At 72.5% G+C, this 22,351-nt stretch carries 23 protein-coding genes and 1 tRNA gene; 5 read left to right on the forward strand and 19 right to left on the reverse strand.

Annotation, left to right across the window (positions count from 1 at the left end; all coding sequences use genetic code 11):
- Window positions 1-36 precede the first annotated feature (36 nt).
- Window positions 37-117, reverse strand: a tRNA-Leu gene (locus tag AB0F98_RS20990).
- A 91-nt stretch (window positions 118-208) separates the two neighbouring features.
- On the opposite strand from AB0F98_RS20990, the gene AB0F98_RS20995 reads away from it, so the two are divergent.
- A complete protein-coding gene (locus AB0F98_RS20995; RefSeq protein ID WP_357737719.1) occupies window positions 209-2,074 on the forward strand; it encodes a hypothetical protein in 1,866 nt (621 codons plus the stop codon).
- Between the two features lie 66 nt (window positions 2,075-2,140).
- Here the strand turns inward: AB0F98_RS20995 and AB0F98_RS21000 are convergent, their stop codons facing one another.
- The 11 genes from AB0F98_RS21000 to AB0F98_RS21050 all read right to left on the reverse strand — a co-directional run bounded on the left by AB0F98_RS21000 (window position 2,141) and on the right by AB0F98_RS21050 (window position 11,636).
- Window positions 2,141-3,472 (reverse strand): NAD(P)/FAD-dependent oxidoreductase, encoded by a 1,332-nt coding sequence (locus AB0F98_RS21000; RefSeq protein ID WP_357737721.1) that lies wholly within the window; start codon window positions 3,470-3,472, stop codon window positions 2,141-2,143.
- A gap of 104 nt (window positions 3,473-3,576) precedes the next feature.
- Window positions 3,577-4,140, reverse strand: a complete 564-nt coding sequence (locus AB0F98_RS21005) for a hypothetical protein (RefSeq protein WP_357737723.1) — start codon at window positions 4,138-4,140, stop codon at window positions 3,577-3,579.
- Window positions 4,141-4,177: 37 nt separating this feature from the next.
- The gene (locus AB0F98_RS21010; RefSeq protein ID WP_357737726.1) at window positions 4,178-5,557 is read right to left on the reverse strand and encodes a DUF58 domain-containing protein; all 1,380 of its coding nucleotides are present in this window, start codon (window positions 5,555-5,557) and stop codon (window positions 4,178-4,180) included.
- On the reverse strand, window positions 5,557-6,564 hold the full coding sequence (locus AB0F98_RS21015; RefSeq protein ID WP_357737728.1) for a MoxR family ATPase: 1,008 nt from the start codon (window positions 6,562-6,564) through the stop codon (window positions 5,557-5,559). Before AB0F98_RS21015 ends, AB0F98_RS21010 begins: the two co-directional genes overlap by 1 nt.
- Entirely contained in the window at window positions 6,564-7,151 is a 588-nt protein-coding gene (locus AB0F98_RS21020; RefSeq protein WP_357737730.1) for a hypothetical protein, read from the reverse strand. Before AB0F98_RS21020 ends, AB0F98_RS21015 begins: the two co-directional genes overlap by 1 nt.
- Entirely contained in the window at window positions 7,148-7,939 is a 792-nt protein-coding gene (locus tag AB0F98_RS21025; RefSeq protein WP_357737732.1) for a DUF4129 domain-containing protein, read from the reverse strand. The genes AB0F98_RS21020 and AB0F98_RS21025 overlap by 4 nt, the downstream gene beginning before the upstream one ends.
- A gap of 21 nt (window positions 7,940-7,960) precedes the next feature.
- Window positions 7,961-8,674 (reverse strand): uracil-DNA glycosylase, encoded by a 714-nt coding sequence (locus AB0F98_RS21030; protein ID WP_357737984.1) that lies wholly within the window; start codon window positions 8,672-8,674, stop codon window positions 7,961-7,963.
- Window positions 8,675-8,693: 19 nt separating this feature from the next.
- Complete coding sequence (locus tag AB0F98_RS21035) at window positions 8,694-9,377, reverse strand: dienelactone hydrolase family protein (RefSeq protein WP_357737734.1); 684 nt, start codon at window positions 9,375-9,377, stop codon at window positions 8,694-8,696.
- A 206-nt stretch (window positions 9,378-9,583) separates the two neighbouring features.
- Window positions 9,584-10,105 (reverse strand): hypothetical protein, encoded by a 522-nt coding sequence (locus AB0F98_RS21040; RefSeq protein WP_357737736.1) that lies wholly within the window; start codon window positions 10,103-10,105, stop codon window positions 9,584-9,586.
- 182 nt (window positions 10,106-10,287) lie between these two features.
- Complete coding sequence (locus AB0F98_RS21045) at window positions 10,288-11,307, reverse strand: hypothetical protein (RefSeq protein ID WP_357737737.1); 1,020 nt, start codon at window positions 11,305-11,307, stop codon at window positions 10,288-10,290.
- Window positions 11,304-11,636: a PadR family transcriptional regulator gene (locus AB0F98_RS21050; RefSeq protein ID WP_357737739.1), complete on the reverse strand. Its 333-nt coding sequence runs from the start codon at window positions 11,634-11,636 to the stop codon at window positions 11,304-11,306. The genes AB0F98_RS21045 and AB0F98_RS21050 overlap by 4 nt, the downstream gene beginning before the upstream one ends.
- A gap of 216 nt (window positions 11,637-11,852) precedes the next feature.
- On the opposite strand from AB0F98_RS21050, the gene AB0F98_RS21055 reads away from it, so the two are divergent.
- The gene (locus tag AB0F98_RS21055) at window positions 11,853-12,701 is read left to right on the forward strand and encodes an SDR family NAD(P)-dependent oxidoreductase (RefSeq protein WP_357737741.1); all 849 of its coding nucleotides are present in this window, start codon (window positions 11,853-11,855) and stop codon (window positions 12,699-12,701) included.
- A gap of 13 nt (window positions 12,702-12,714) precedes the next feature.
- Here AB0F98_RS21055 and AB0F98_RS21060 read toward each other — a convergent pair whose 3' ends face one another.
- On the reverse strand, window positions 12,715-13,656 hold the full coding sequence (locus tag AB0F98_RS21060) for a Ppx/GppA phosphatase family protein (RefSeq protein ID WP_357737986.1): 942 nt from the start codon (window positions 13,654-13,656) through the stop codon (window positions 12,715-12,717).
- Window positions 13,657-13,717: 61 nt separating this feature from the next.
- On the reverse strand, window positions 13,718-14,716 hold the full coding sequence (locus AB0F98_RS21065; protein ID WP_357737743.1) for a winged helix-turn-helix domain-containing protein: 999 nt from the start codon (window positions 14,714-14,716) through the stop codon (window positions 13,718-13,720).
- Between the two features lie 96 nt (window positions 14,717-14,812).
- Between AB0F98_RS21065 and AB0F98_RS21070 the strand changes: the two genes are divergently transcribed.
- Entirely contained in the window at window positions 14,813-15,697 is an 885-nt protein-coding gene (locus tag AB0F98_RS21070; protein ID WP_357737745.1) for a PHB depolymerase family esterase, read from the forward strand.
- Window positions 15,698-15,719: 22 nt separating this feature from the next.
- Here AB0F98_RS21070 and AB0F98_RS21075 read toward each other — a convergent pair whose 3' ends face one another.
- From AB0F98_RS21075 to eno, 4 genes are read right to left on the reverse strand one after another with little or no spacing between them, the layout of a single operon-like run.
- Window positions 15,720-16,238: an amino-acid N-acetyltransferase gene (locus AB0F98_RS21075; protein ID WP_357737988.1), complete on the reverse strand. Its 519-nt coding sequence runs from the start codon at window positions 16,236-16,238 to the stop codon at window positions 15,720-15,722.
- On the reverse strand, window positions 16,235-16,792 hold the full coding sequence (locus AB0F98_RS21080) for a DUF501 domain-containing protein (protein WP_357737747.1): 558 nt from the start codon (window positions 16,790-16,792) through the stop codon (window positions 16,235-16,237). The genes AB0F98_RS21075 and AB0F98_RS21080 overlap by 4 nt, the downstream gene beginning before the upstream one ends.
- Before the next feature lie 32 nt (window positions 16,793-16,824).
- A complete protein-coding gene (locus AB0F98_RS21085; protein ID WP_357737990.1) occupies window positions 16,825-17,460 on the reverse strand; it encodes a septum formation initiator family protein in 636 nt (211 codons plus the stop codon).
- 32 nt (window positions 17,461-17,492) lie between these two features.
- Window positions 17,493-18,776 (reverse strand): phosphopyruvate hydratase, encoded by a 1,284-nt coding sequence (eno, locus tag AB0F98_RS21090; RefSeq protein WP_357737749.1) that lies wholly within the window; start codon window positions 18,774-18,776, stop codon window positions 17,493-17,495.
- A gap of 226 nt (window positions 18,777-19,002) precedes the next feature.
- On the opposite strand from eno, the gene AB0F98_RS21095 reads away from it, so the two are divergent.
- Both AB0F98_RS21095 and AB0F98_RS21100 read left to right on the forward strand, forming a co-directional pair.
- Window positions 19,003-19,695: a hypothetical protein gene (locus AB0F98_RS21095; RefSeq protein ID WP_357737751.1), complete on the forward strand. Its 693-nt coding sequence runs from the start codon at window positions 19,003-19,005 to the stop codon at window positions 19,693-19,695.
- Window positions 19,692-20,627: an NUDIX domain-containing protein gene (locus tag AB0F98_RS21100; RefSeq protein ID WP_357737753.1), complete on the forward strand. Its 936-nt coding sequence runs from the start codon at window positions 19,692-19,694 to the stop codon at window positions 20,625-20,627. Before AB0F98_RS21095 ends, AB0F98_RS21100 begins: the two co-directional genes overlap by 4 nt.
- 25 nt (window positions 20,628-20,652) lie before the next feature.
- Here AB0F98_RS21100 and AB0F98_RS21105 read toward each other — a convergent pair whose 3' ends face one another.
- Window positions 20,653-22,272, reverse strand: coding sequence for a DUF885 domain-containing protein (locus AB0F98_RS21105; protein WP_357737755.1), 1,620 nt, complete (start codon window positions 22,270-22,272; stop codon window positions 20,653-20,655).
- Window positions 22,273-22,351: the final 79 nt, after the last annotated feature.

Here is a 22,351-nt window from a genome sequence, read left to right on the forward strand (position 1 = left end):
AGATCATCGATCGGATACGGGAGTCGAAAGTGTCGGTGCCCGGGGCGGGGGTCGAACCCGCACGCCTTGCGGCAGCCGCTTTTAAGGCGGCCGTGTCTGCCGTTCCACCACCCGGGCAGGGCGGCACCGGCGCGTCGACACGCGGCGGTGCAATGCCACGTTAACCGGTCGGCCGCGACTCGGCGCACCCCGTCGCCGTTGCCGGTTTGTGAGCACCGCAGCCCCCACGGCTACCGACGCCGTACCCGAGCGGATTCCCGGCCCCGCCGACCGGACCGCCCGCCGCCTCCGCCCAGTCCGGATCCGGGCCGCCCTCGGCCGGCACCGCACCGACCTCGCGGTGGCGCTGTTCTTCGCCGCGTTCGCCGGCTGGCTCACCCACGGGCTGTGGCCGGACCCCGGTGCTCGGACACTGGCGCTGAACCCTGCGGACCAGACCCTCTACGAGTGGTTCCTCACCGTCGACGCCCGGGCTCTGCTCGGTGACTTCGGCCTGCTCACCGACCGGCTCAACGCGCCGGAGGGGGTGAACCTGATGGCCAACACCACGGTCATCGCGCTCGGCGTCGTGCTCGCCCCGGTCACCCTGCTGCTCGGCGCGCCGGTCACCTTCGCACTGCTGGCCGCAGCCAATGTGGCCGGCACGGCGGTCGCCTGGTACCTGTTCTTCATCCGGGTCCTGCGGGCCCGCCGGCTCGCCGCCGGGCTCGGGGCCGGCCTGTGCGGCTTCGGTCCGGGCATGGTGTCGCAGACCAACAGCCACCTGCACATGACGGCACAGTGGCTGGTTCCGGTGATCGTCTGGCTGGTGGTACGGCTGCTACGCGCCGCGGACCCACGACGACTGCGGGCCGCCGGCCCGCCGGGACGGGGCCTGCGGACCGGCGCGGACCGCCGGCGGATCGTGAGTTCCGCGGTCGGCCTCGCCGTGACGGTCAGCGCGCAGGTCTTCATCGGCGAGGAGGTGCTCTTCCTCGCCGCGCTCACCCTGCTGGTCATGGCCGTGACCTGCGCAGCGGCCGACCGGGACCTGGCCCGCCGCGCCCTGCCGGGTTTCGCCGGTGGCCTGGCGCTCGCCACCGGGCTCGCCGTGCTGGTGCTCGCGTACCCGCTCTGGTTCCAGTTCGCCGGCCCGCAGGGGGTCGCCGACGGGGTGTTCAACCCGCGCCACTTCTCGGCCGACCTGCTCAGCTGGTGGGCGATCTCCCCGCTCTCGGTGGCCGGGAACGAGAGCTCGGCCACGCTGACCACCGGACCGGCCGAGTACAACACCTTCCTCGGCTGGCCCCTCCTGCTCGTCACGGCGGGCTGCGCCGGCTGGCTCGGCCGCCGCCGGCTGGCGGCCCGCGCCTGTACGGTCGCCGCGCTGGTGATGGCGGCGCTGGCCCTCGGCCCGACCGTGGTGCTGGGCGGTACGCCTACCGGGCTGCCCGGCCCTTACGTCCTGCTGGCCGGGCTGCCGGTGGTGGACGGCGCGCTGCCGATGCGGTTCGCTCTCGCCGTGCTGCCGCTGGTCGGGGCGCTGCTGGTGCTGGCCGTGGACCGGGCGCTGCGTGGCACCGGTCTGGCCCACCGGCTGGTCCCGGCGGCGGTCGGCATGGCGCTGCTGCCGCTGGTGCCCACCCCGCTGCCGACCGTCGAACGTCCCCCGCTGCCGGAGTTCGTCACCGGCGGCCACTGGCGGGCGTGTGTCGAGCCGGGAGGCGTGCTGGTGCCCGTGCCGCTGCCCAGCCCGAAGGATCCCTGGCCCATGCGCTGGGCGGCCGCCGCGGACGCCGCGTTCCGACTGCCGGAAGGGTTCTTCATCGGCCCGTACGGCCGCCGCGGCACCGCCGCCTTCGGCAGCTACCCGCGGCCGACGTCGCGGCTGCTCGCCGAGGTCGCACGACGGGGCGAACGGCCGGTGATCGGGAACGAGGAGCGCCGGCAGGCCGCGCGGGACATGGAGTTCTGGAACGCCTCCTGCGTGGCGCTGGCCGACGGGACTCCGCACGCGGAGAGCCTGCGGATCACCCTCGAGCAGCTGTACGGCCCGGCCACCCGCATCGCCGACGCCTGGACCTGGCGGGTCTGACCCACACCTGCCCGGTACGACGAAACCCCTCCGGTGGTTGGCCGGAGGGGCTTCGCGACAGGTCCGTCAGCCCTGGCGGGAGGGCACCGGCGCCGACGCCTCGAGGAACTCGACGCGCGGCTCGTGCAGCTGCCCCAGGGCGACAGCCTCACGCCGGAGGAAGAACGCCAGCGTCCAGTCGACCACAACCCGGACCTTCCGGTTGAACGACGGGATCCGGCTCATGTGGTACGTCCGGTGCATGACCCAGGCGGGCAGGCCCTTCACCTTGATGCCGTACACCTGGCCGACGCCCTTGTGCAGGCCGAGGCTGGCCACGCTGCCGGCGTGCTTGTGCTTGTACTCGACCGGTTCGCGCCCGCGGATCACGTTCGCGATGTTGTCGGCCATCCGGGCCGCCTGACGCACCGCGTGCTGCGCGCTCGGCGAGCAGTACGCGCCCGCCGGCTTGGTCAGGTCCGGCACCGCGGCGCAGTCGCCCGCGCTCCAGGCACCCTCGACGACCTTGTCACCGTCGACCACCTGGAGCGTCGGGATGCAGGTGATGTGCCCCCGCTCGCCCCGCGGAAGGTCCGTCTTGTCGAGCAGCGGGGACGGCTTCACACCGGCGGTCCACACGATCGTGCCGGCGGGGAAGCTGTCGCCGTCGGAGAGCTTGACGACCCCGTCGACGCAGGACTCGAGCCGGGTGTCCAGCCGGATGTCCATGTTCCGCTTGAGCAGCTGCTGCACCGTGTAGGCGCCCATGTCCCGGTCCACCTCGGGCAGCACCCGCTGGGTGGCCTCGACGAGCACCCAGCGCATGTCCTCCGGCTTCAGCTCCGGGTAGTAGCGCAGCGCGTCGCGGGCCATGTCCTCCATCTCGGCCAGCGCCTCGATGCCGGCGTAGCCACCGCCCACGAAGACGAAGGTCAGCTCGCGCCGACGGACGTCCGGGTCGGAGGTCGCAGCCGCCAGGTCGAGCCGAGCCAGCACGTGGTTGCGGAGGTAGATGGCCTCGCCGATGGTCTTGAACCCGATGCCGTTCTCGTGCAGGCCCGGGATCGGCAGGGTGCGGGAGACCGAGCCGGGGGCCACGATCACGTGGTCGTACGCGATCTCTCGCGTCGGCCCGGCGATCGGTTGAACCGTCGCGACCTTGCGGTCGTGTTCAAGCCGGGTGACCGCACCAGCCACGACCGTGCAGCGGCGCAACTCCCGACGCAGCGGCACCACGGAGTGCCGGGGAGAGATGTTGCCCGCCGAGGCCTCCGGCAGGAAGGGCTGGTAGGTCATGTGGGGCTGGGGGTCCACCACGATGACCTCAGCCTCGAGGGAGCTGAGCTTCTTCGACAGGCGCAGGGCCGCGTAGAGGCCGACGTGACCAGCACCCACCACAAGGATCCGCTTCGGATTCACGCCGACTATCTTTCCCCGGCCCGCTCGGCTAATCCCGATCGCGCCCCCGTTCTGTGACGGAGCACAACCGCTGTGACCTGCGCAACTCCTTCAGACCCCTGGTGTCACCGCCGCCTCAGCAGCCAGCCGAGCAACCCAGCCACACCCACCGCGACCAGCAGCCCACTCACCGTGACCAGTTGATGGCCGGCGGTTCCGCCCAGACCGCCGACCACCATGATCAGCACCCCGAGCACCGAGGCCCCCAGCACCACAACGCCCGCGCGCAGCAGCCAGCGCGTGATCACGTCCGGATCCACCACGGCGTCGTACGGCAGCAACGCGGCCAGCGCGCAGAGCGTGTGCGCCAGGTAGAGCAGAGCGGCGAGGGCGAGCAGCCGCCACAGCTCGATGGGCCGGTCGTACCCGTCGGCGGCGACCAGCCACCCGCCCACCGCGACGAGCGCGGCGAAGGTCGGCCAGACCCGGCGCGGGCCGACCGCGGGCAGCAACGCCGCGATCGCCAGCAGGCCGAGCGTCCGGCTGGAGAGCATCTCGGCCGGATAGGCCAGCACGAACCCGGCCAGCACGGTGAGGAAGATGCCGGCCCGGACGATCAGCGGCGCCAGACTGACCCGGGTGGCTGCCGACCGGAGCGTACGCACCCGCTCGGTCAGGGCGTCGATCATCGCGGCCCACCTCCGTCCACCGACCGGTGCCCCGCGCTCACCGGCCGCCCACCCGAGGTGCGGTGGCGAGCCGGGCCACGTCGCGCAGCACCTGATCCAGGCTGCCCGCCCCGGCCCACCGCACCACCGGCACGCCGTGCTCGCGCAGCTGGGCGATCATCGTGTCCCGGTCCAGCCGCCACAGCCGGTACGCCACCTCCGCCCAGCCCCGGTCCTTCGGCGGCGCCAGGTCGGCGGGCAGGGTGTCCACCGCCACCACGAACCGGCCGGAACGGGTCAACCGGGCCAACATCTGCGCCGACCGCTCGTCCAGCAGCGGAGTCAACACCACGACGAGCGCGTCCGCGGAGAGCAACTGCGGGCCGAAGACCTGGTCGTACGGTTCGGCTGCGCCGCCGATGTCGACGTGCACGTCGAGCAACCATTCCAGCACGGTCAGGTACTGGCGGCGACCGGTGGCGGGGCGTAGCCGCCGCGCGGCCGGGCCGTACTCCAGCAGGGACACCCGGTCACCGCGGTGCAGGTAGTGCTCGGCGATGGCGGCCGACGCCCGCACCGTGGTGTCCAGTACGGACGCCGCGCCGTCGACGCCACCCGAGCGGCCCGCCTCGGCGAGCACGTCGAGCAGCACCACCACCTCGGCGTCCCGGTCGGAGAGGGTGGCCGCCACGTGCAGCTGTCGCGCCCGTAGCGACACCCGCCAGTCGATCCGGCGCAGCCGGTCCCCCGGCGCGAAGATCCGTACCCCGGCAAGCTCACCGCCCTCACCGGGACGCCGGGAATGGTGCGCGCCGACCAGACCCGCGGCCCGGGGCATCGCCTCCACCGCCTCGAACGGCTCGGTCTTCGGGTAGACCTTCACCTGCACCGGTTCGGTGACCACCGCCCGGGAGATGAGCAGCCCGCCGGCCGCGGCGACGCGCGCCCCCGCCGGACCGATCGGGTGCCGACCCCAGCGCAGCGCGGTGCCGGCCAGCTCCAGGTCGACCGCCGCCAAGGTCGGCACCGCCGTGACGAACGGACGGTCCAGCACGGCACGCCCCTCGGCCCGGGCACCGCTGGCGAACCCAGCCCGATCGATCCGCAGCCAGGGTGAGACCCGGCTCCGGATCACCGCGATCTCGTAGTCGACCGGGTCGGGGTTGCCGACGGTGACCGCCGCGACCAGTTCGCTGCCCTCGACCACGTGGCCGTCGTCGGTCTCCACCCACACCTGGGGCAGCGCGGCGGGCCGGCGGCGCAGCGCGTACGCGGTGCCGAGAGCGAAGGGAGCGGCCAGCACGATCAGGTCGATCCGGCCGAGCACCACCCCGGCCACCAACAGCAGGCCGGTGAGCAGCACCGCGCGGCCGAGCGCCCGGGTGGGCGCCCAGCCGGTCGCCGCCGGCTGCTGGTCCGGCACGCTCGCCCGGGCCATCAGCGCGTGGGCCCGCCGGCCGCGTAGCTGGGCAGGGCGCCGCTGGCCGGTGCGGGGGTACCCTCCAGCACCTCACCGACCACGAAGGACGGATCGACCCGACGCAGCCACATCTCCGGTCGGAGCGTGATCCGGTGCGCCAGCGCCGGAGCGGCCACCTCCTTGACATCCTCCGGTACCACGTAGTCGCGCCCGGCGAACACGGCCCGCACCCGGGAGAGCAGCAACAGCGCCAGCGACCCCCGCGGTGACGCGCCGACCAGGACCGACGGGTGCTCACGGGTGGCCGCGGTGAGCGCCACGATGTACCGCCCGATCGAGTCCTCGACCACGACATCCTCCAGCGCGGACTGCATGGCCCGCAGCGTCGCCGCGTCCACCACCGGCTTGATCTCGGCCTCCTCCCGGCGGCGGGCCATCCGCCGGCGCAGCACCTCCCACTCCTCCTCGTGGTCGGGATAGCCGAACGAGACACGCAGCAGGAAGCGGTCGAGCTGCGCCTCGGGCAGCGGGTAGGTGCCCTCGTACTCGACCGGGTTGGCGGTGGCCAGGACGTGGAACGGCTCGTCCAGCCGGTAGGTGACACCTTCCACCGAGACCTGCTTCTCCTGCATCGCCTCGAGCAGCGCCGACTGGGTCTTCGGCGGCGTCCGGTTGATCTCGTCGGCGAGCAGCAGGTTGGTGAAGACCGGTCCGGCCCGGAAGGAGAAGTCACCGCTGCGTTGGTCGTAGAGGAACGACCCGGTGACGTCGGCGGGAAGCAGGTCCGGTGTGAACTGGAGCCGGCGGAAATCCAGCCCGAGCGCCTGTGCGAACGAACGCGCCGTGAGCGTCTTGCCGAGCCCGGGCAGGTCCTCCAACAGGACGTGCCCGCCGGCCAGGATCCCCGCGAGGACCAGCTCCAGCGCGTCCCGCTTGCCGACCACGACCGAGCCGACCGCGTCCAGCACCGCCCTGGCCAGGCGGCCGACCTCGGCGGCAGGCATGCTCCGGTCCACGTCGTTCATCAGATCTTCTCCAGTTCGGCGACGATCGCCGCGACGTCGCGCGGCGACGGTGTGCGGCGGGGGGAGGTCTCCAGGAACAGCCAGAGCCGCTCACCCAGTAGGTCACGGGCTCGGGCCGGATCCGACTCGCGGGTGACGCCGTGCCGCAGGCGTAGCCGCTCGTCGGCCAACTCGCCGAGGCGGGGCAGGATCACCCCGGTGAACCGCTCGGGCCGGGTGTTCGTCCACTCCAGCGGCCACTCCCAGCCGTTGATCGCTCTGCGCAGCGCGTCCTGGGCGGTCCAGTTCCAGGTGCCGTCGTCCGCCCGGGTCACCGGGCGCCGGGGCGGGGGTGGAAGCGGACCGGGAGCGAGCGCGGCCACGATCCGGCGTACGAGGAAGAGGGCGAGCACGCCCGCGATCAGGATCAGCAGCGAGACCTGCATGCCGACCGCGCGTAGACCGACGATCACCACGACGACCACCGAGGCGACACCGGTCAACAGGCGCAGCACCCCACCCAGACGGCTACGCCCGCTCCGCTCGTCCTGCCGGGGTCGCTCCTCCTCGAAGGTGAGCAGGTCGTCGATGCTCGCGCTACCGCTCATGTGGCGGCACCGCTCTGCGCGGTCGTGGTGAGTTCGCCGCGCAGCCGTCGCAGCGCCGCGCGGGCCTGGTCGCGGGTGCTTTCGTCGACCGGGCGGGTCGCGTACCGCGCCTCCCGGTAGACGTGGGCGAACTCGGCCAGCACGTCGGCGCTGGCGATCGCCGGCACACCGGCCGACGGGTCACCGCGCAGCAGGCGCAGCACCAGATCCGTCGAGGTGTCGCCGGCCAGCCGGGGTACGCCGGCCGCGGCTGCGGCTTCCTCCAGCCGCACCCAGCAGGCGATCACCGCGACCCTCGGGTCGACGGCCTGGTCGTCGAGTTCGACGAGGCCGGCGTCGACTGCGGCCACCACGTCCTGGGTGGCGCCCTGGGCGGTGCGTCGGTTCCGCTGCTGCGGCAACGCGCGGGTACGCCGGCGCAGTGCCCCGCGGAGCAGCACCCAGAACAGGTAGCCGAGCGCGGCCGCCACGGCCAGACCGCCCAGGACGATCGCCACGGTGACGACCCACTTCGGGATCTCCCGCCCGTCGGCCTGGCCGGTGTCGCGGGGCTCGACCGGGATGGACGGCTGTGCCGACGGGTACTCGGGGAGGAACGGGATCTCCTCGACGGCCGGCGGGATCCGGCTCGCTCCGATCGACGAGTGCCCGGCCGCCATCGCGGCCACGCCCAGCAGCAGGGCCACCGCGACCACCGGCCACCAACGACGCACCAGGTCGAGACCGGTACGCGCCGGAGTCTCGTCGCCCGGAGCGTACGACGTGGGCTGACGCCCGCCGTCCGTCATCGCCACCGCCCCACGCAGGTTTCAGTCCACTCCGGCCAGCTGCTTCGCCCGGGCGAACACATCGTCCAGCATTCCTGGTGTCAGCCGTCCCGTGAAGGTGTTCTGCTGGCTGACGTGGTAGCAGCCGAGCAGATCCGGTACGGCCGTGCCGGACCAGTGTGCCCCATGCGTGAAGGCCGGTCGCGGGCTGGGCGGACGGAGGCCGTACACCTGGCGCAGCGTCGGCCACCACGCTGCCCAGGCGAACGCACCCAGCGCGACCACGACACGCAGCGTGGGGCGGATCAGTGTCACCTCGCGATGCAGCCAGGGCGCGCAGTTGTCCCGCTCCTGCGGGGTCGGCTTGTTGTCCGGTGGTGCGCAGCGCACCGCCGAGAAGATCCGCGTGTCGCGCAGGGTGAGCCCGTCGTCGATGGCGACGCTGGTCGGCTGGTTCGCCAGTCCCGCACGGTGCAGTGCCGCGAAGAGGACGTCTCCGGAGCGGTCACCGGTGAAGATCCGACCGGTCCGATTGCCGCCGTGCGCGGCGGGGGCGAGGCCGAGAATGGCGATCCGGGCGTCGGGTGCGCCGAAGCCGGGTACCGGGCGGCCCCAGTACCGTTGGTCGCGGAACGCCGCGCGACGGGTGCGGGCCACCTCCTCGCGCCAGTCGACCAGGCGTGGACAGGCGAAGCAGTCACTCACGGCCGCGTCGAGATCACCGAGGTCGGTCGCCCGGGCGGCGCGGCCGACCACCTCCTCGCGGGTACGGGGCTCAACCAAGCTTGCCCCGGAAGAGTTCGAGGGTGCGGGCCCAGGCGGTCGCGGCGGCGCGCTGGTCGTAGTTCTCCGGCCGGTCCTCGTTGAAGAACGCGTGCGCGGTGCCCGGGTAGTCGTACGTCTGGCAGGTGCCACCGGCGGTCTCGATGGCCCGGCGCGCGGTCCGCACGCCCTCGTCGGCGGAGGTGCCGTCCGCTTCGGAGCAGTGGATGATCGCCGCCTTACCGGCGTAGTCGGCCCACTCGGTGCGCATCCCCTCCCAGGGAAGCCGCGGGTAGAAGGCCGCCGTGGCGACGATCCGCTCCGATCGGGTGGCCGCCCACAGGGCCAGGCTGGCTCCGGCGCAGAAACCGGCGCAACCGACCTTGCCGGTGACCTCGATACGACCGGCGAGGTAGTCGGCCGCGGTCGCGATGTCCGCCGCCGCCTCGTCCATCTGCACGCTGTTCAACATCTGCCTCGGCTCACTGGGCTTGCTGGCCGGCTCCCCGTGCCGGAAATCCGGCGCGAGGGCGACGAATCCGGCCTCGGCGAACCGGTCCACGACCGCCCGCACGTGGGGCACGAGGCCCCACCAGTCCTGGATGACGATGACCGCGGGGCTGGCCGCACCGCCGGAGGGTATCGCGAGGTAGCCCTCGCCCGCGCCCTGGCTGCGGTACCTCACCATTTCGCCCATCGGACGTCCTCCTAGCGGTCAGTCATCGTTGGCTGGTCGCCCAGTGCCGGTAGCCTGCCATGCCGCGACCGCGCCGGGAAGACGGCGGAACAGTGGTATTCACCTCCTGTTCGCCTGTCGCCGGCTCGAGAGACGCCGACGGCGGCGCGAACACTCGCGCCGCCGTCGGGGGCCTGCGTCGGGTGACCCCGGCAGGCCCGAGGCGATCAGGCCTTCTCGGTCAGGCAGAGCAGGTAGCCCTTCTTCCCCGGCTCGATGCTGTAGAAGAGGTAGCCGTCCTGACCCTCCTTGAAGAACGGCTCGCAGGCGGTGCCGGCCTGCGCCTGTGCCTCGGTCTGCCCGTCCACCCGACCGACCACGTTGTACGCGGCCTCGGTCGAGGTGCAGTCGACGATCTTGGCGTCGTCGACCTCCTCCTCCTCCGTGCCGAGGACCTCGGGCAGCTCGGCGATGCAGTCGCCGACCTTCGCCTCGGCCGTGGCGTCCTTGTCGAAGACGTTCCTGATCGCGGTGGCGACGCCGAACTTGAGCCCTGCGATGACCACGAACACGACGATCGCGCCGATGATGCCGAGCGCCTTCTTGCCGCCGGACTTCTTCGCCTCCGGTGCGGCCGAGGGCGGCACCTGCCCTGCCGGGGGTGGCGCCTGCTCGGCCGGCTGGGCCTGCTGCGCCGGGTGAGGCTGCTCAGGGTTGGCCGAGGGGGGCGGTGCGACCTGCTCTGACACGGGGGTTCCTTCCGGGGGGTGAATGAGCAGACGACACGCTAGCGATCAAGAACGTCGTCCGTCGCCCCTCGAACCTCATCCGTTCAGTTATTTCTCAGCTTTCACAGCGAATTCACAGCCTCGTGGCAAACGCCGGAACTCCTGGTCACCGGGTCGGCGGTGACCAGGGGTTCCGGCGGGGCTCAACCGGTGGCGCCAGGAGTGGGCGTCACGGTCGCCGTCGCACCCGGATCGGTACTGGCGGTCGGCCCCGGGGTGGCCGTCGCCGAAGGGGTGGCGGTCGGCTCCGGGGTGGCCGTCGCGGACGGGCCGGACAGCGGCGGAAGGACCGGTGCCGCCGAGGGTCCGACCGGTGCCCGTGGCGCGAAGGGCGCCTGCGCCGGGCAGTACGGGTACGGGCGCAGCAGCGGGTTGGCGTGGTACGGGTCCTGCTCGTCGAGACAGTCCGGGTAGCCGAGCCGGATCGGGTTGCCGTTCTGGTCGAAGAGCCGGGCGTTCTGCACCAGGTGCCCCTCGCTGTCGTAGACGAAGACGTCCCGGATCTGTTCGTACGGGTTGTTGACCGCGATCGGGTCGTAGGAGTAGTAGCCCGCCCGCTCCTCGGCGTCGGCCAGCCCGGCCAGCCCGAAGACGACGAGGACGAGGCTGCTGGCGTGCAGGGCCCAGCGGCGCCAACTACGCAACCGCGCGGAGCGGCGGCCCAGCCAGATCGACGCGAGCAGGAATCCGATGAGCATCACGAGGCCGGCGAGCAGTTCGCCACCGAACCGCGGCAGGAGTCCGAGCGAGCCGCCGGTGGTCACGACGGTCACCAGCATGGCGGCCAGGTAGGCCCGCAGGACCCACCAGGCGGGCCGGAGCAGTCGCAGGAACTCAGTCGCGCTCGGGTATCCCAGCGGTGGGCCCAGCCGGGCGTCGACGGTGTGCAGCCCACCGCCGATGCGGCGCACGACGGCGGCCACCCGCTGGTCCAGGTTCCGTCCCTTTCGGACGGGAGCACCGGCGGCGGCCCGCAGCTCGGCCGCGTACGCCTCGGGCGCGCCGAGCCGGTCGAAGAGTGAACCGTCGGCCTCCGCGGCCACCTCGGTCAGGTGCTCGGGCAGATCCTCGGTCAACTCCTCCCGCACAGTGGGTGGCAGATCGGCCAGTGCGGCCCGGACCCGGCCGACGTACTCCGCGATCTCCTGCTCCGTGACGGTCATGCCGCCGCCCCCCGTTCGTCGAGCAGTGCGTCCATGGTGGTGGCGAACGATCGCCACAGCTTGCCGGAGCGGGCCAGTTGGTCGCGCCCGGCAGCGTTCAGCGAGTAGTACTTGCGGTGCGGGCCGGATTCACTCGGCACGACGTACGTGGTCAGCAGGCCGGCCGCGAAGAGCCGGCGCAGAGTGCCGTAGACCGACGCGTCGCCCACCTCCTCCAGGCCGGCCTCCCGGAGCCGGCGGAGGATGTCGTAGCCGTAGCCGTCCTCATGGCGGAGCACGGCGAGCACGGCGAGATCCAGCACGCCCTTCAACAACTGCGTGGTGTCCACGCCTCGGACACTACTTCGCTGTACGTAGTACCGTCAACGAAAGACTAGTGGCGAGCCGTGACCCCGGTACGTAGGCACGAAACCGGGAGAACTGGGAAAACCGCTCCCGACCCGTGATCCGCACCGCCCGCCCGGACAACCGGAGGGATGCCTCCATATAATCGGAGGCATCCCTCCGCATGATGCGAGGGCAACCCGGTCGACGAGGAGACGACGATGGACGCACGCGACACCCGCCGGACCTGGTTGGTGACGGGAGCCGCCCGAGGCCTCGGTCTGCACCTGGCCCGGGCCGTGTTGGAGAGCGGCGACCACCTGGTGGCCACCGCGCGCACCCCGGCCCAGCTGGACGGCCTGGTCGAGACCTACGGTGACCAGGTCCGGCCGTTCGCGCTGGACGTCACCAACCTGGAGGCCGCCCGGCGGGCGGTCGACTTCGCGATCGAACAGTTCGGCCGGCTCGACGTGGTGGTCAACAACGCCGGTTACGCCAACAGCGCGCCGATCGAGGAGATGCCGGAGGAGGACTTCCGGGCGCAGATCGAGACGAACCTGTTCGGCGTGGTCAACGTGACGCGGGCGGCGCTGCCGGTGCTACGTCAACAACGCAGCGGCACCTTCGTGCAGGTCTCGTCGGTTGGCGGCCGGGTCGGCGGCAGCCCCGGTCTGGGGGCCTACCAGGCCGCGAAGTTCGCCGTCGAGGGCTTCTCGGAAGTACTGGCGAACGAGACCGCGCCCTTCGGGGTCAAGGTGATCATCGTGGAGCCGGGGGCGTTCCGCACCGACTGGCAGGGCGCCTCCATGCGGCTGCACGACGTCGGCGCGGACTATCAGGACTCCGTCGGCAGGATGCACCGACTGCGGCGGGAGACCGACGGGGCGCAACCCGGCGATCCCGCCCGGGCGGCGGCGGTGATCGTCGACATCGTCGGCCACGATGCACCGCCACGGCGGTTGCTGCTCGGCGCGGACGCCGTCGAGGCCGCGCTGCGCAGTGGCGCCGAGCGCAACGCGGAAGCCGAGGAGTGGGCCGAGATCAGCCGCTCGACCGGCTTCCCCACCTGACGCCGGCGACCGGTCAGCCGGCGCTCGGCGCGAGGCTCCAGGCGATGCCGTCGAGGATGTCGTGCTCGGACGCGACCACCGACGGCATCCCGGCCCGCTCCATGATCACCTTGAGCACCAGTGCGCCGGCACCGATCACGTCGGCCCGGCCCGGGTGCATCACCGGGATCGCCAGCCGCTGCTCCCGCGTCTTGCCGAGCAGGTCGGCGGTCACCTCGGCGACCTGCTCGTACGACACCCGGGCATGGTGGATACGGGCCGGGTCGTACGCCTGAAGGCCCTGCGCGATCGCGACCACGGTGGTGACCGAACCGGCGAGCCCGACCAGGGTGGCCGCCTCGCGGCCGGGCACGACCTCCAGCGCCCGATCGACGGCGACCGCGATGTCGGCCTGCGCGGCGGCGATCTCGTCCCCGCTCGGCGGATCGCCGTGCAGGTGCCGCTCGGTCATCCGGACGCAGCCGATGTCCATCGACACGGCCGCCTGCACCCCGCCCTCGCGGGTGCCGACCACGAACTCCGTGGAGCCGCCGCCGATGTCCACCACCAGGAACGGCGCCTTCGCGTCGGTGGGCAGCCCGCGCACCGCGCCGGTGAAGGAGAGGCGTGCCTCCTCGTCGCCGCTCACCACCTCGGGGAGGACACCGAGGGTCCGCTCGACCATGGCGCGGAACTCGTCGGCGTTCTCGGCGTCCCGGCTCGCCGAGGTGGCGCACATCCGCACCCGATCGGCCCCGAGCTTCTCGATCTCGGCCGCGTACTCGACCAACGCGACCCGGGTCCGCTCGATCGCCTTGGGCGCCAGGCGTCCGGTGCGGTCCACGTCCTGGCCGAGCCGTACGATCTCCATCCGCCGGCTGAGGTCGGTGAGCGGGCTCTCCGGCCCGGCGGCCGGGTCGGGCAGGTCGGCCACCAGGAGCCGGATCGAGTTGGTTCCGCAGTCGATGGCGGCCACGCGCGTCGTCACGCCCGCAACCCTACGGCAGCCTCCACGCCGAGGCCGTGGTCACGGGCCCTTACCCGACCGGCGACGCGGCCAGCAGGTGCATGCCCAGCGATGTCAGCCGGTGCCGCACCGTTCCACCCACCCGGACCGTGCTGAGCAGGCCCGCGGCCCGCAGGGCGGTGGCGTGCTCCGAAGCCGACGCGAGACTGATCCCGGTCGCCTGAGCGAGCGCCGTGGTCGTGTGTTCGCCCGGCTCGGCCAGTCGCCGCAGGACCGCGGCCCGGGTGCGGCCGAGCAGCCGAGCGAGGGGATCAACCTGCGACGCGACGGTCAGCGGTGCGCCGGTCAGCGGTGCGCCGGTGGGGACGGGATAGACCAGCAGGACCGGGCGGTCCGGCTCGACCAGCACCCGTGGCCGCGCGCCGGCCAGCGACGACGGCATCAGGATGAGACCGTTCCCGGTACCGGGCAGATCGCCACTCCACCAGGTTTCGATGTCGAGCACCGGCGCCCGCCACCGGATCAGTGGATGAAGCCCGCCGAGCAGGCCGTCCAGCCCGGTGGCTGCGAACCGCTGCGCGGCCGCGTCGACCTGGTGCCGGTGGGCGAGCGTCAGTTGCGCCCAGTGCGGCGCGAGCACCGCGTCGAACCAGGCGCGGGTCGCGTTGGCGAGCAGGTCGAACACCTCCGGATCGGCCGCCGCGAAGCGCCGCCGCAGCGGGGTGGCCGGCAGGTCCGCGTACGCGGCCCTCACGTCCGCCCGTACCCGCTGGATCGGCGCCGACCGGATCGCGTCGAGGCCGGCCTCCAGCGATTCGAGGCCGTCGAGCGGAGTCAGGAAGTCCGGCAGCCGGCCACGAGCGGGCAGCAGGTGCCGCAGCGCGGCAGTGGCGGCCCGGAACTCGTCTCCGGCGGCACCGACGGCCCGGTCCACCGGCGCGGGGGCGTTCCCGACGACCGCCGGACCGCGCAACGCCTGGCTGGCCAGCAATGCCGTACCGACCGGATGCAGACGGTCGACGAAACGGATCCGGCGCAGGTCCGCCGGTCGGAGCCGGAGGCGAAGCATGCGAGCAGCCTGCCCGCCTTCGGGCAGGCCCGAAAGGGTTGACCGCCCAACGGTCGGTAGCCGAGGGTTTGCGACACGGGGGACGAAGGGACAGGTATGCGACGGTTGCTGGCGGTGGTGGCAGCGGCGGGACTGGTGTTGGCCGGGGCCGGGTGTAACGGGGGCACCGCCGCACCGGAGTCCTCGCCTGCCGGCGCGGCAGCGGAGCCGGCGCCCGGGGAACATCGACTGACCCTCGCGCACGGCGGAAAGGAGCGCAGCTACCTCCTGCACGCTCCGCCGGGGTACGACCGGACGAAGCCCAGCCCCCTCGTCGTCGCGCTGCACCACTACCCGGGCACCGGAGCCGCGATGCGGGAGATGGTGGGCCTCGACGCCATCGCCGCCCGGGAGAACATCCTGGTCGCGTACCCTGACGGGCTCTCCGGGGGCTTCAACGCGCTGATCTGCTGCGGCACCGCCGACGACGTCGGCTTCCTCACCGCCCTGACCGAGCATCTGGTGAGCAACTGGGGCGCCGACCCCGACCGTGTCTACCTGACCGGCATCTCGAACGGCGGCGACATGAGCTTCCGCGCCGCGGTGGAGGCGGCAGGTGTCTTCGCCGCGATCGGCGTGGTCAGCGGCGGCTACATCGGTGCCCCGACGGAGCAGGACGACTACGTGCCGAAGCAGCCCGTCTCGGTGATCACTTTCATCGGCGGTCAGGACCGGTACGCCGACGCCTTCCGCAGCGGCGTGCAGACCTGGCAGCGGCGGCTCGATTGCCGGCCGACGCCGGCCGGCCCGACCGGAGCGCCGGGAGTCACCCGTACGGACGCCAGCTGCGCGGACGGCAGCGACGTCACCGTCTACACGCTGCCCGGGATGGGCCACTCGTGGCCCGGAGCGACCAGCGGGCAACTCGCCGACGCCGACGCCGGGGTGAAAGCCACCGAACTCATCTGGAAGTTCTTCTCGGCGCGCCCGCGCCGGTCCTGAGCGCGAGGCGCGCACTCAGCGGTCAGAGCCGCAGCAGCATACGAGTGTTGCCGAGGGTGTTCGGCTTGACCCGCTCCAGGTCGAGGAACTCCGCGACACCCTCGTCGTACGAGCGCAGCAGCTGCTCGTAGACCGGCTGCGGCACCGGAGCACCGTCGATCTCGGTGAAGCCGAACGAGCCGAAGAAACGGGTCTCGAAGGTGAGCACGAAGATCCGGGCGACGCCCAGCTCGCGGGCCGAGTCGATCAGCTCGCCGACGATCCGATGCCCGAGCTTCAACCCCCGGTACGACGGGTCGACCGCCACGGTACGGATCTCGGCGAGGTCCTCCCACATCACGTGCAGCGCGCCGCAGCCGACCACCGTGCCGTCGTCGGCCCGTACGGCGACGCGGAACTCCTGCACGTCCTCGTAAAGGGTGACAGTGGCCTTGCTGAGCAGCCGACGGTCGTCGGTGTAGGTGTCCACCAGCCGGCGGATCCCCCGGACGTCCCCGGTGCGGGCCCGCCGCACCACGATCTCGTCGGTCACCGCGCTCACTCCGCCGCCGGCACGTCCACGCAGGGTCCGGCCGTCCACCAGGGCTCGATCAACGCCAGCGTCTCGTCGCCGAACGGGTTCACCCCGGGCCCCGCGCCGAGCGCATGACCCAGGTGCACGTGCAGGCACTTCACCCGCCCCGGCATCCCGCCGGCGGAGATGCCGTCGATCTCCGGCACGTGGCCGATCGCCTCACGCCGGGCCAGATAGTCCTCGTGCGCGGCCCGGTACCGGGCCGCCAGCTCCGGGTCGGCCGCCAGCCGATCGGCCATCTCCTTCATCAGCCCGGCCGACTCCAGCCGGCTGCACGCCGCGGTCGCCCGGGGGCAGGTGAGGTAGAACAGCGTCGGAAACGGGGTGCCGTCGGCCAGCCGGGGTGTCGTCTCCACCACGTCGGGCAGGCCGCACGGGCAGCGGTGAGCCACCGCCCGCGTGCCGCGGGGCGGGCGTCCGAGCTGGGCGCCCACCGCCGCCAGGTCGGCCTCGGTGGCTCGTTCCCGCTTCGGCGGGGGTACGGAATCCGCCGCCGGCTGCTGCGGTGGTACGACAGTCACGATCCCCATCTTTCGTTCGGTGCGGCTGGTGCTCACTTGGCGGGCTGCTCGCCGTTCGCCGCCCGCACGCTCGACCAGAGCGTGTCGTACCAGGGGTCGGGCGTGGCCGGGGCCCCCGGCCCGGCCTTACCCGCGTCCCGGGCCGCGCCCTCCGGGTCGTTGAGCACGATCACCAGCTTCTCGCCAGGCCGGCCCATGAAGAACCGGTCCCGCGCCTCGGCCTCGATGAAGGCCTTGTCCTGCCACTTGGCGGCCTCCTCGGAGAGGTCGGCGATCAGCTTCTCCTGCGCCGCCTGGGCGGCCTCCATCCGCTGGATGTCGGCCTGCTGGTCCAGGTAGACCCGAACCGGGTAGGTGTACGCCAGGGCGAGCGCGATGAGCACCGCGAACAGCACGGTGGCCCGCCCGGTGAGGCGTCGGGGACGGGGTGCGGAGAGGCGTTTGACCGGACCGCCGGCACCGGTCCGCCGGGCGGCGGCGGGCCGGTTCGCGGAACGTACGCCCTCGGCGCCGCGGGCGACGCCCGGAGCGCGACCGGCGGCGCCCCTCGGCTCGGCGCGGACGCCGACCTCCCGGAGCGACCCCCGGGCGCGGGCCCCGCCCGGCCGGCCGGACTGGCCGGGCCGGCGGGCGGGACGCTGACCACCCGGTGTGCGGCGCTGCTGCATCGTCACACCCCTCCCCCGAGGCCTCGCGCGTCTCAGGCGGAACGGTAGCGCGGGAACGCGCCCGCGCCGGCGTACCGCGCCGCGTCGCCCAGCTCCTCCTCGATCCGGAGCAGCTGGTTGTACTTGGCGACGCGGTCCGAACGGGCCGGCGCGCCGGTCTTGATCTGGCCGCAGCCGGTGGCCACGGCGAGGTCGGCGATGGTGGTGTCCTCGGTCTCGCCGGAGCGGTGGCTCATCATGCACTTGAAGCCGGCCCGGTGCGCCAGGTCGACGGCGTCGAGGGTCTCGGTGAGCGAACCGATCTGGTTCACCTTGACCAGCACCGCGTTCGCCGCCTTCTCCGCGATACCGCGCGCGATCCGCTGCGGGTTGGTGACGAACAGGTCGTCGCCGACGATCTGCACCCGGTCGCCGATCGAGGCGGTCAGCGTCTGCCAGCCGCTCCAGTCGTCCTCCGCCAGCGGGTCCTCGATCGACACGATCGGGTACTCGTCGGCCAGCTTCGTGTAGTAGGTGCTCATGTCCTCGGCGGACTTCGCGGCACCCTCGAAGGTGTAGGTGCCGTTGTCGAAGAACTCGGTGGCGGCCACGTCGAGCGCGAACACGATGTCGGTGCCGAGCCGGTATCCGGCCTTCTCGACCGCCTCGGCGATCAGGTCCAGCGCCGCCGCGTTGGTCGGCAGGTTCGGTGCGAAGCCACCCTCGTCGCCGAGACCGGTCGACAGGCCCTTCTTCTTCAGCACCGACTTCAGCGCCTGGTAGACCTCCGCTCCCGAGCGGAGCGCCTCACGGAAGGTGGGCGCGCCGATCGGCGCGATCATGAACTCCTGGATGTCGACGTTGGAGTCGGCGTGCGCGCCACCGTTGAGGATGTTCATCATCGGCACCGGCAGGAGGTGCGCGTTCGGGCCACCGAGGTAGCGGAACAGGCTCAGCTCGGCGCTGCCGGCGGCCGCCTTCGCCACGGCCAGGGAGACCCCGAGGATCGCGTTGGCGCCCAGCTCCGACTTGGTGTCGGTGCCGTCGATGTCGAGCATCTTCTGGTCGATGAGGCGCTGCTCGCTGGCCTCGTAGCCGATGATCTGGTCGACGATGCGGTCCTCGATGTTCGAGACGGCCTTCTCGACGCCCTTGCCCAGGTACCGGTCGGCGTCACCGTCGCGCAGCTCGAGCGCCTCGAAGGCGCCGGTGGAAGCGCCGGAGGGCACCGCGGCGCGGGCCACCGTGCCGTCGTCCAGACCGACCTCGACCTCGACGGTCGGGTTACCCCGCGAGTCGAGAATCTCCCGGGCGACGATTCCCTCGATGGTTGCCACTGAGTCGCTCCTCGTATGTGTGGTTCGGGTGCGGCCGCGACGGTGCGGCTGAGGCAGGTGTTGAACGCAGCGTAGCGGGCGACCGTTGTACGCGGGCCGTCCGGGCGTACGCATACCGCTCCGAAACCTGACCATCGCAGCATCGCGACCGGACATTCCCGGATTCTCCGGCCTCAACCGGCAACGGGTTTGCATAGGGTGGACCCGATCTATAAGGCTGGGTCACATGCCCGCCGCCTCGACCAAACTCCGGATGCTCGCCGTGTCGGTCATCGCGTCGCTCACGGTAACCGGCTGCCAGACCCTGGACGATGCCGGACGGGTGGTCGGGCGAGCCGATCTGGTCAACGACCTCGCCGCCCGGCTGGACCGGGCGCTCGAACTGACGTACTCGGCCGACTACCAGCTACCCGGTGGGCAGAGCGCCTCGATCGCCCAGGCGCAGGACCCGGCCCGCTCCGCGTACAGCTATCCGGGCGGCAAGCTCACCGTCACCGACGAGGCGACCACCCAGTGCGAGATGACCGGTGGCCGTGCGATGTGCACGCTGGCCGCGCCCCCGGCCGCAGGGGGCAAGCCCTCGGTGGCCGTCTTCGCCGAGGCGAAACGGCGCGGCCTGCTCACCCCACCGGTCGTGGTGGGGATGTTGACCGAGGCCGCGCTCGACCCCGAGGCGATCATCGAGCAGGACGACACCACGGTGGCCGGGTACCACGCCACCTGCGTGGACGTCGACCGGGCCGGCGACGACTTCACCGCCTGCGTGACCACGGACGGCGTACTCGGCAGCTTCACCGGTCAGGTCGACGGCAAACCGGTGGAGGTGACGTTGAGCCGGTACTCGGAGACGATCGACGACTCGGCGTTCGAACTGCCGCCCGGCGCCGGCGTCATCGACCGCCGAACGACGAAATCTTGACCGACGAACCGGTGCCCGTTCCTGACGGCCAGCTGATCTCCACCCCGGCCAGCGGGTCGATCCCCGCGACTGCCACCGCGCCGGTCTACCTGCCCGGTGCGGGTGTGCCCGGGCCGCCCGAGCCGCCTCATCTCGCGCTGGTGGTGGCCGACCGACGGCTGCTACTCGGCGCCGACGGCGAATTTCCCCGGATCGGCGACCTGCCCGCCCACTCTGGCTGGGTGCCCCTCGGCACGCTGGACGGCGTACCGGCCTGGGGCATCGCCCAGATGGCCGACGAAGAACCGCCGGCCGCCGGGCTCCGAAACCACGAGCCAGGTCGCTGGACGGGCTGGCCGGCCCTCGCCGCCGAGGTCTCCGCCCCACTCGCCGCGCTGGCCGGGCGGGCGCTCCAGGTGATTGATTGGCGGCTCAGCCACCGCTGGTGCGGCGCCTGCCGCGCCGAACTGGCCGACGTGCCGGGCGAGCCCGCCCGCCGCTGCCCCGACTGCGGCCGGTACGTCCCGATGCAGCTCTCCCCCGCCGTGCTGGTCGCCGTCACCCGCCCCGGCCCGGCTGGCCGCCCCGACGAGCTACTGCTGGTGCGGCACTCGTACGGCCCGACCGAGCTGTGGGCCCTGGTCGCCGGCTTCGTCGAGGCGGGCGAGACGCTGGAGGCGGCGGTGCACCGCGAGGTCGGCGAGGAGGTCGGGCTGGCGCTGACCGAGCCGGCCTACTTCGGTAGCCAGCCGTGGGCGATGTCCGGCCCGGGCGTGCTGCTCACCGGCTTCACCGCCACCTCGGCCGATCCCACCGCCGAGCCGGTGGTGGACGGCCGGGAACTCGTGGCGGCCCGCTGGTTCCCACTGGACGCGTTGCCGGCCGAGCTGCCACCCGAGTACTCGCTCTCCCGCTGGCTGATCGACTCGGCCCGGTCAGCGGTGCGGCGCTAGGCACCGCACCGCCGCGACGGCCGTCCTACAGACCGAGCAGGGCGCGCAGGTGGCGCGGTGGGGGGCAGTCGTGGGCGAGCATCGCGTCGTGCCAGTCCCGCAGCGACACGCCGTCCGGCCGGGCGGCGGCGATGTCGGCGACCTCGGTGTAGCCCACGAAGTACGTGGACAGCTGGGTGGAGGTGAGCAGCGCCCGCCGCCACTTGCCGGCCGCCTCGCCCTCCTCCTGGAACCCTCGCCCGGTCATCAGCGCCATCGCCTCGGCCTCGGGCAGTTCCTCGCAGTGCACCAGCTGATCCAGCAGCGCATTGATGGTCATCCGCAGCTGCATCTTGAGCTGCTGCAACCGCACCGGCAGGCCACCGAAGCCGAGCCCGGTCATCACCTCCTCGGCGTAGACCGCCCAGCCCTCGATGAAGGGACCGGACTCGGCCAGCGCCCGCACCCGGGTCCCACCGGCGTACCGGCGGGCGTGCGCGAGCTGGAGGAAGTGCCCCGGCATCGCCTCGTGCACCGTGAGGTTGCGGATCATGTGGTCGTTGTACTCGCGGTAGAACGACTCCACCCGCTGGGCGGGCCAGCTCGCCGGGGTCGGCGCGATGCAGTAGAAGGTGGGCACGTCGGCGGTCTCCAGCGGCCCGGGCGCGTCGCAGTAGGCGACCGCCACGCCCCGCGCGAACTCCGGCATCTCCTGGATCACGCACGGGTCGTCGACGAGCGTGACCAGATCGTGGGCGCGGACGAAGTCCGTCGCCTCGTCGAGGGTGATCGAGGCGAGATCCACGATGGTCGCGTCGTCCGGGTGCTCGGCGGCGAGCAGATCCAGCGCGCGGCGTACGGTCTCGTCGTTTGCCGGGCCGCCGACCAGCTCGACCGCCGCCTCCCGGATCTGCTCGGTGACCCGCTCCAGGTTGGCCCACGCCCGCTCAAGGATCTGCGGGGCGCCCAGCTCGGTGTCGAGCGTGTGCCAGAGCCGCGCCTCCCAGCGACGCCGACCCAGCCGCGGGTCACGCCCGGGGCCGGCGTCGGCGGCCAGTCCGGTCCGCAGCCAGGCGACGAACTCCTCCAGGGCCGCGATCGCCGCGGTCGCAGCCGGCTCGACCCGGCCGTACAGCTCCGGGGCCTGGGCGAGCAGCGCGGGCACCTCATCACGGATCAGCGCCGCCGTGCCGGTGAACTGCCCGACCGCCGTCTCCGCGTGGATCCGCGGCATGTCGCGCAGCGTCCCGCGGGCGATGGCCAGCATGTCCGGTACGGCGGAGAGCCGCCCGGCGAGCTGCGTCAGCCGCACGTCGGCCGGAGCGTACGGACGAGCGACGATCGCGTGCAGCAGCGGACCCGGGTTGTGCCGGAGCGGGTCCCACTCGTACGACCGGATCTCGGTCAGCTCGAACAGCTCCCGGTCGACCCGGGCACTGAGCAGAGCGTGGTCGACCCGTTCCTCGATCTCCAGCGCGTCCGGGTCGATCTCGGACAGCGCGTTGGCGGCGTCGGTGAGCATGGCCCGGTCGGCCGTGCGCCCATCGGGCGAGAAGTCGGGCAGCCGGTCGTCGAAACGGTGGTCACCAGCGGACGAGGCCAGTTCGGGTCGACTCTCCAGCAGCGCCTCGACGATGCGCTCGGCGAGCGGGGCAAACGATTCCACCCGCCGACCCTACCGACTCTCCCGACACTCCCCCGTCGCCCACCGCCCCAACCGCCACCGTTGATGATGAGGTCGACCG

It is taken from the genome of Micromonospora sp. NPDC023737, from assembly GCF_040639715.1.
GTDB lineage: Bacteria > Actinomycetota > Actinomycetes > Mycobacteriales > Micromonosporaceae > Micromonospora.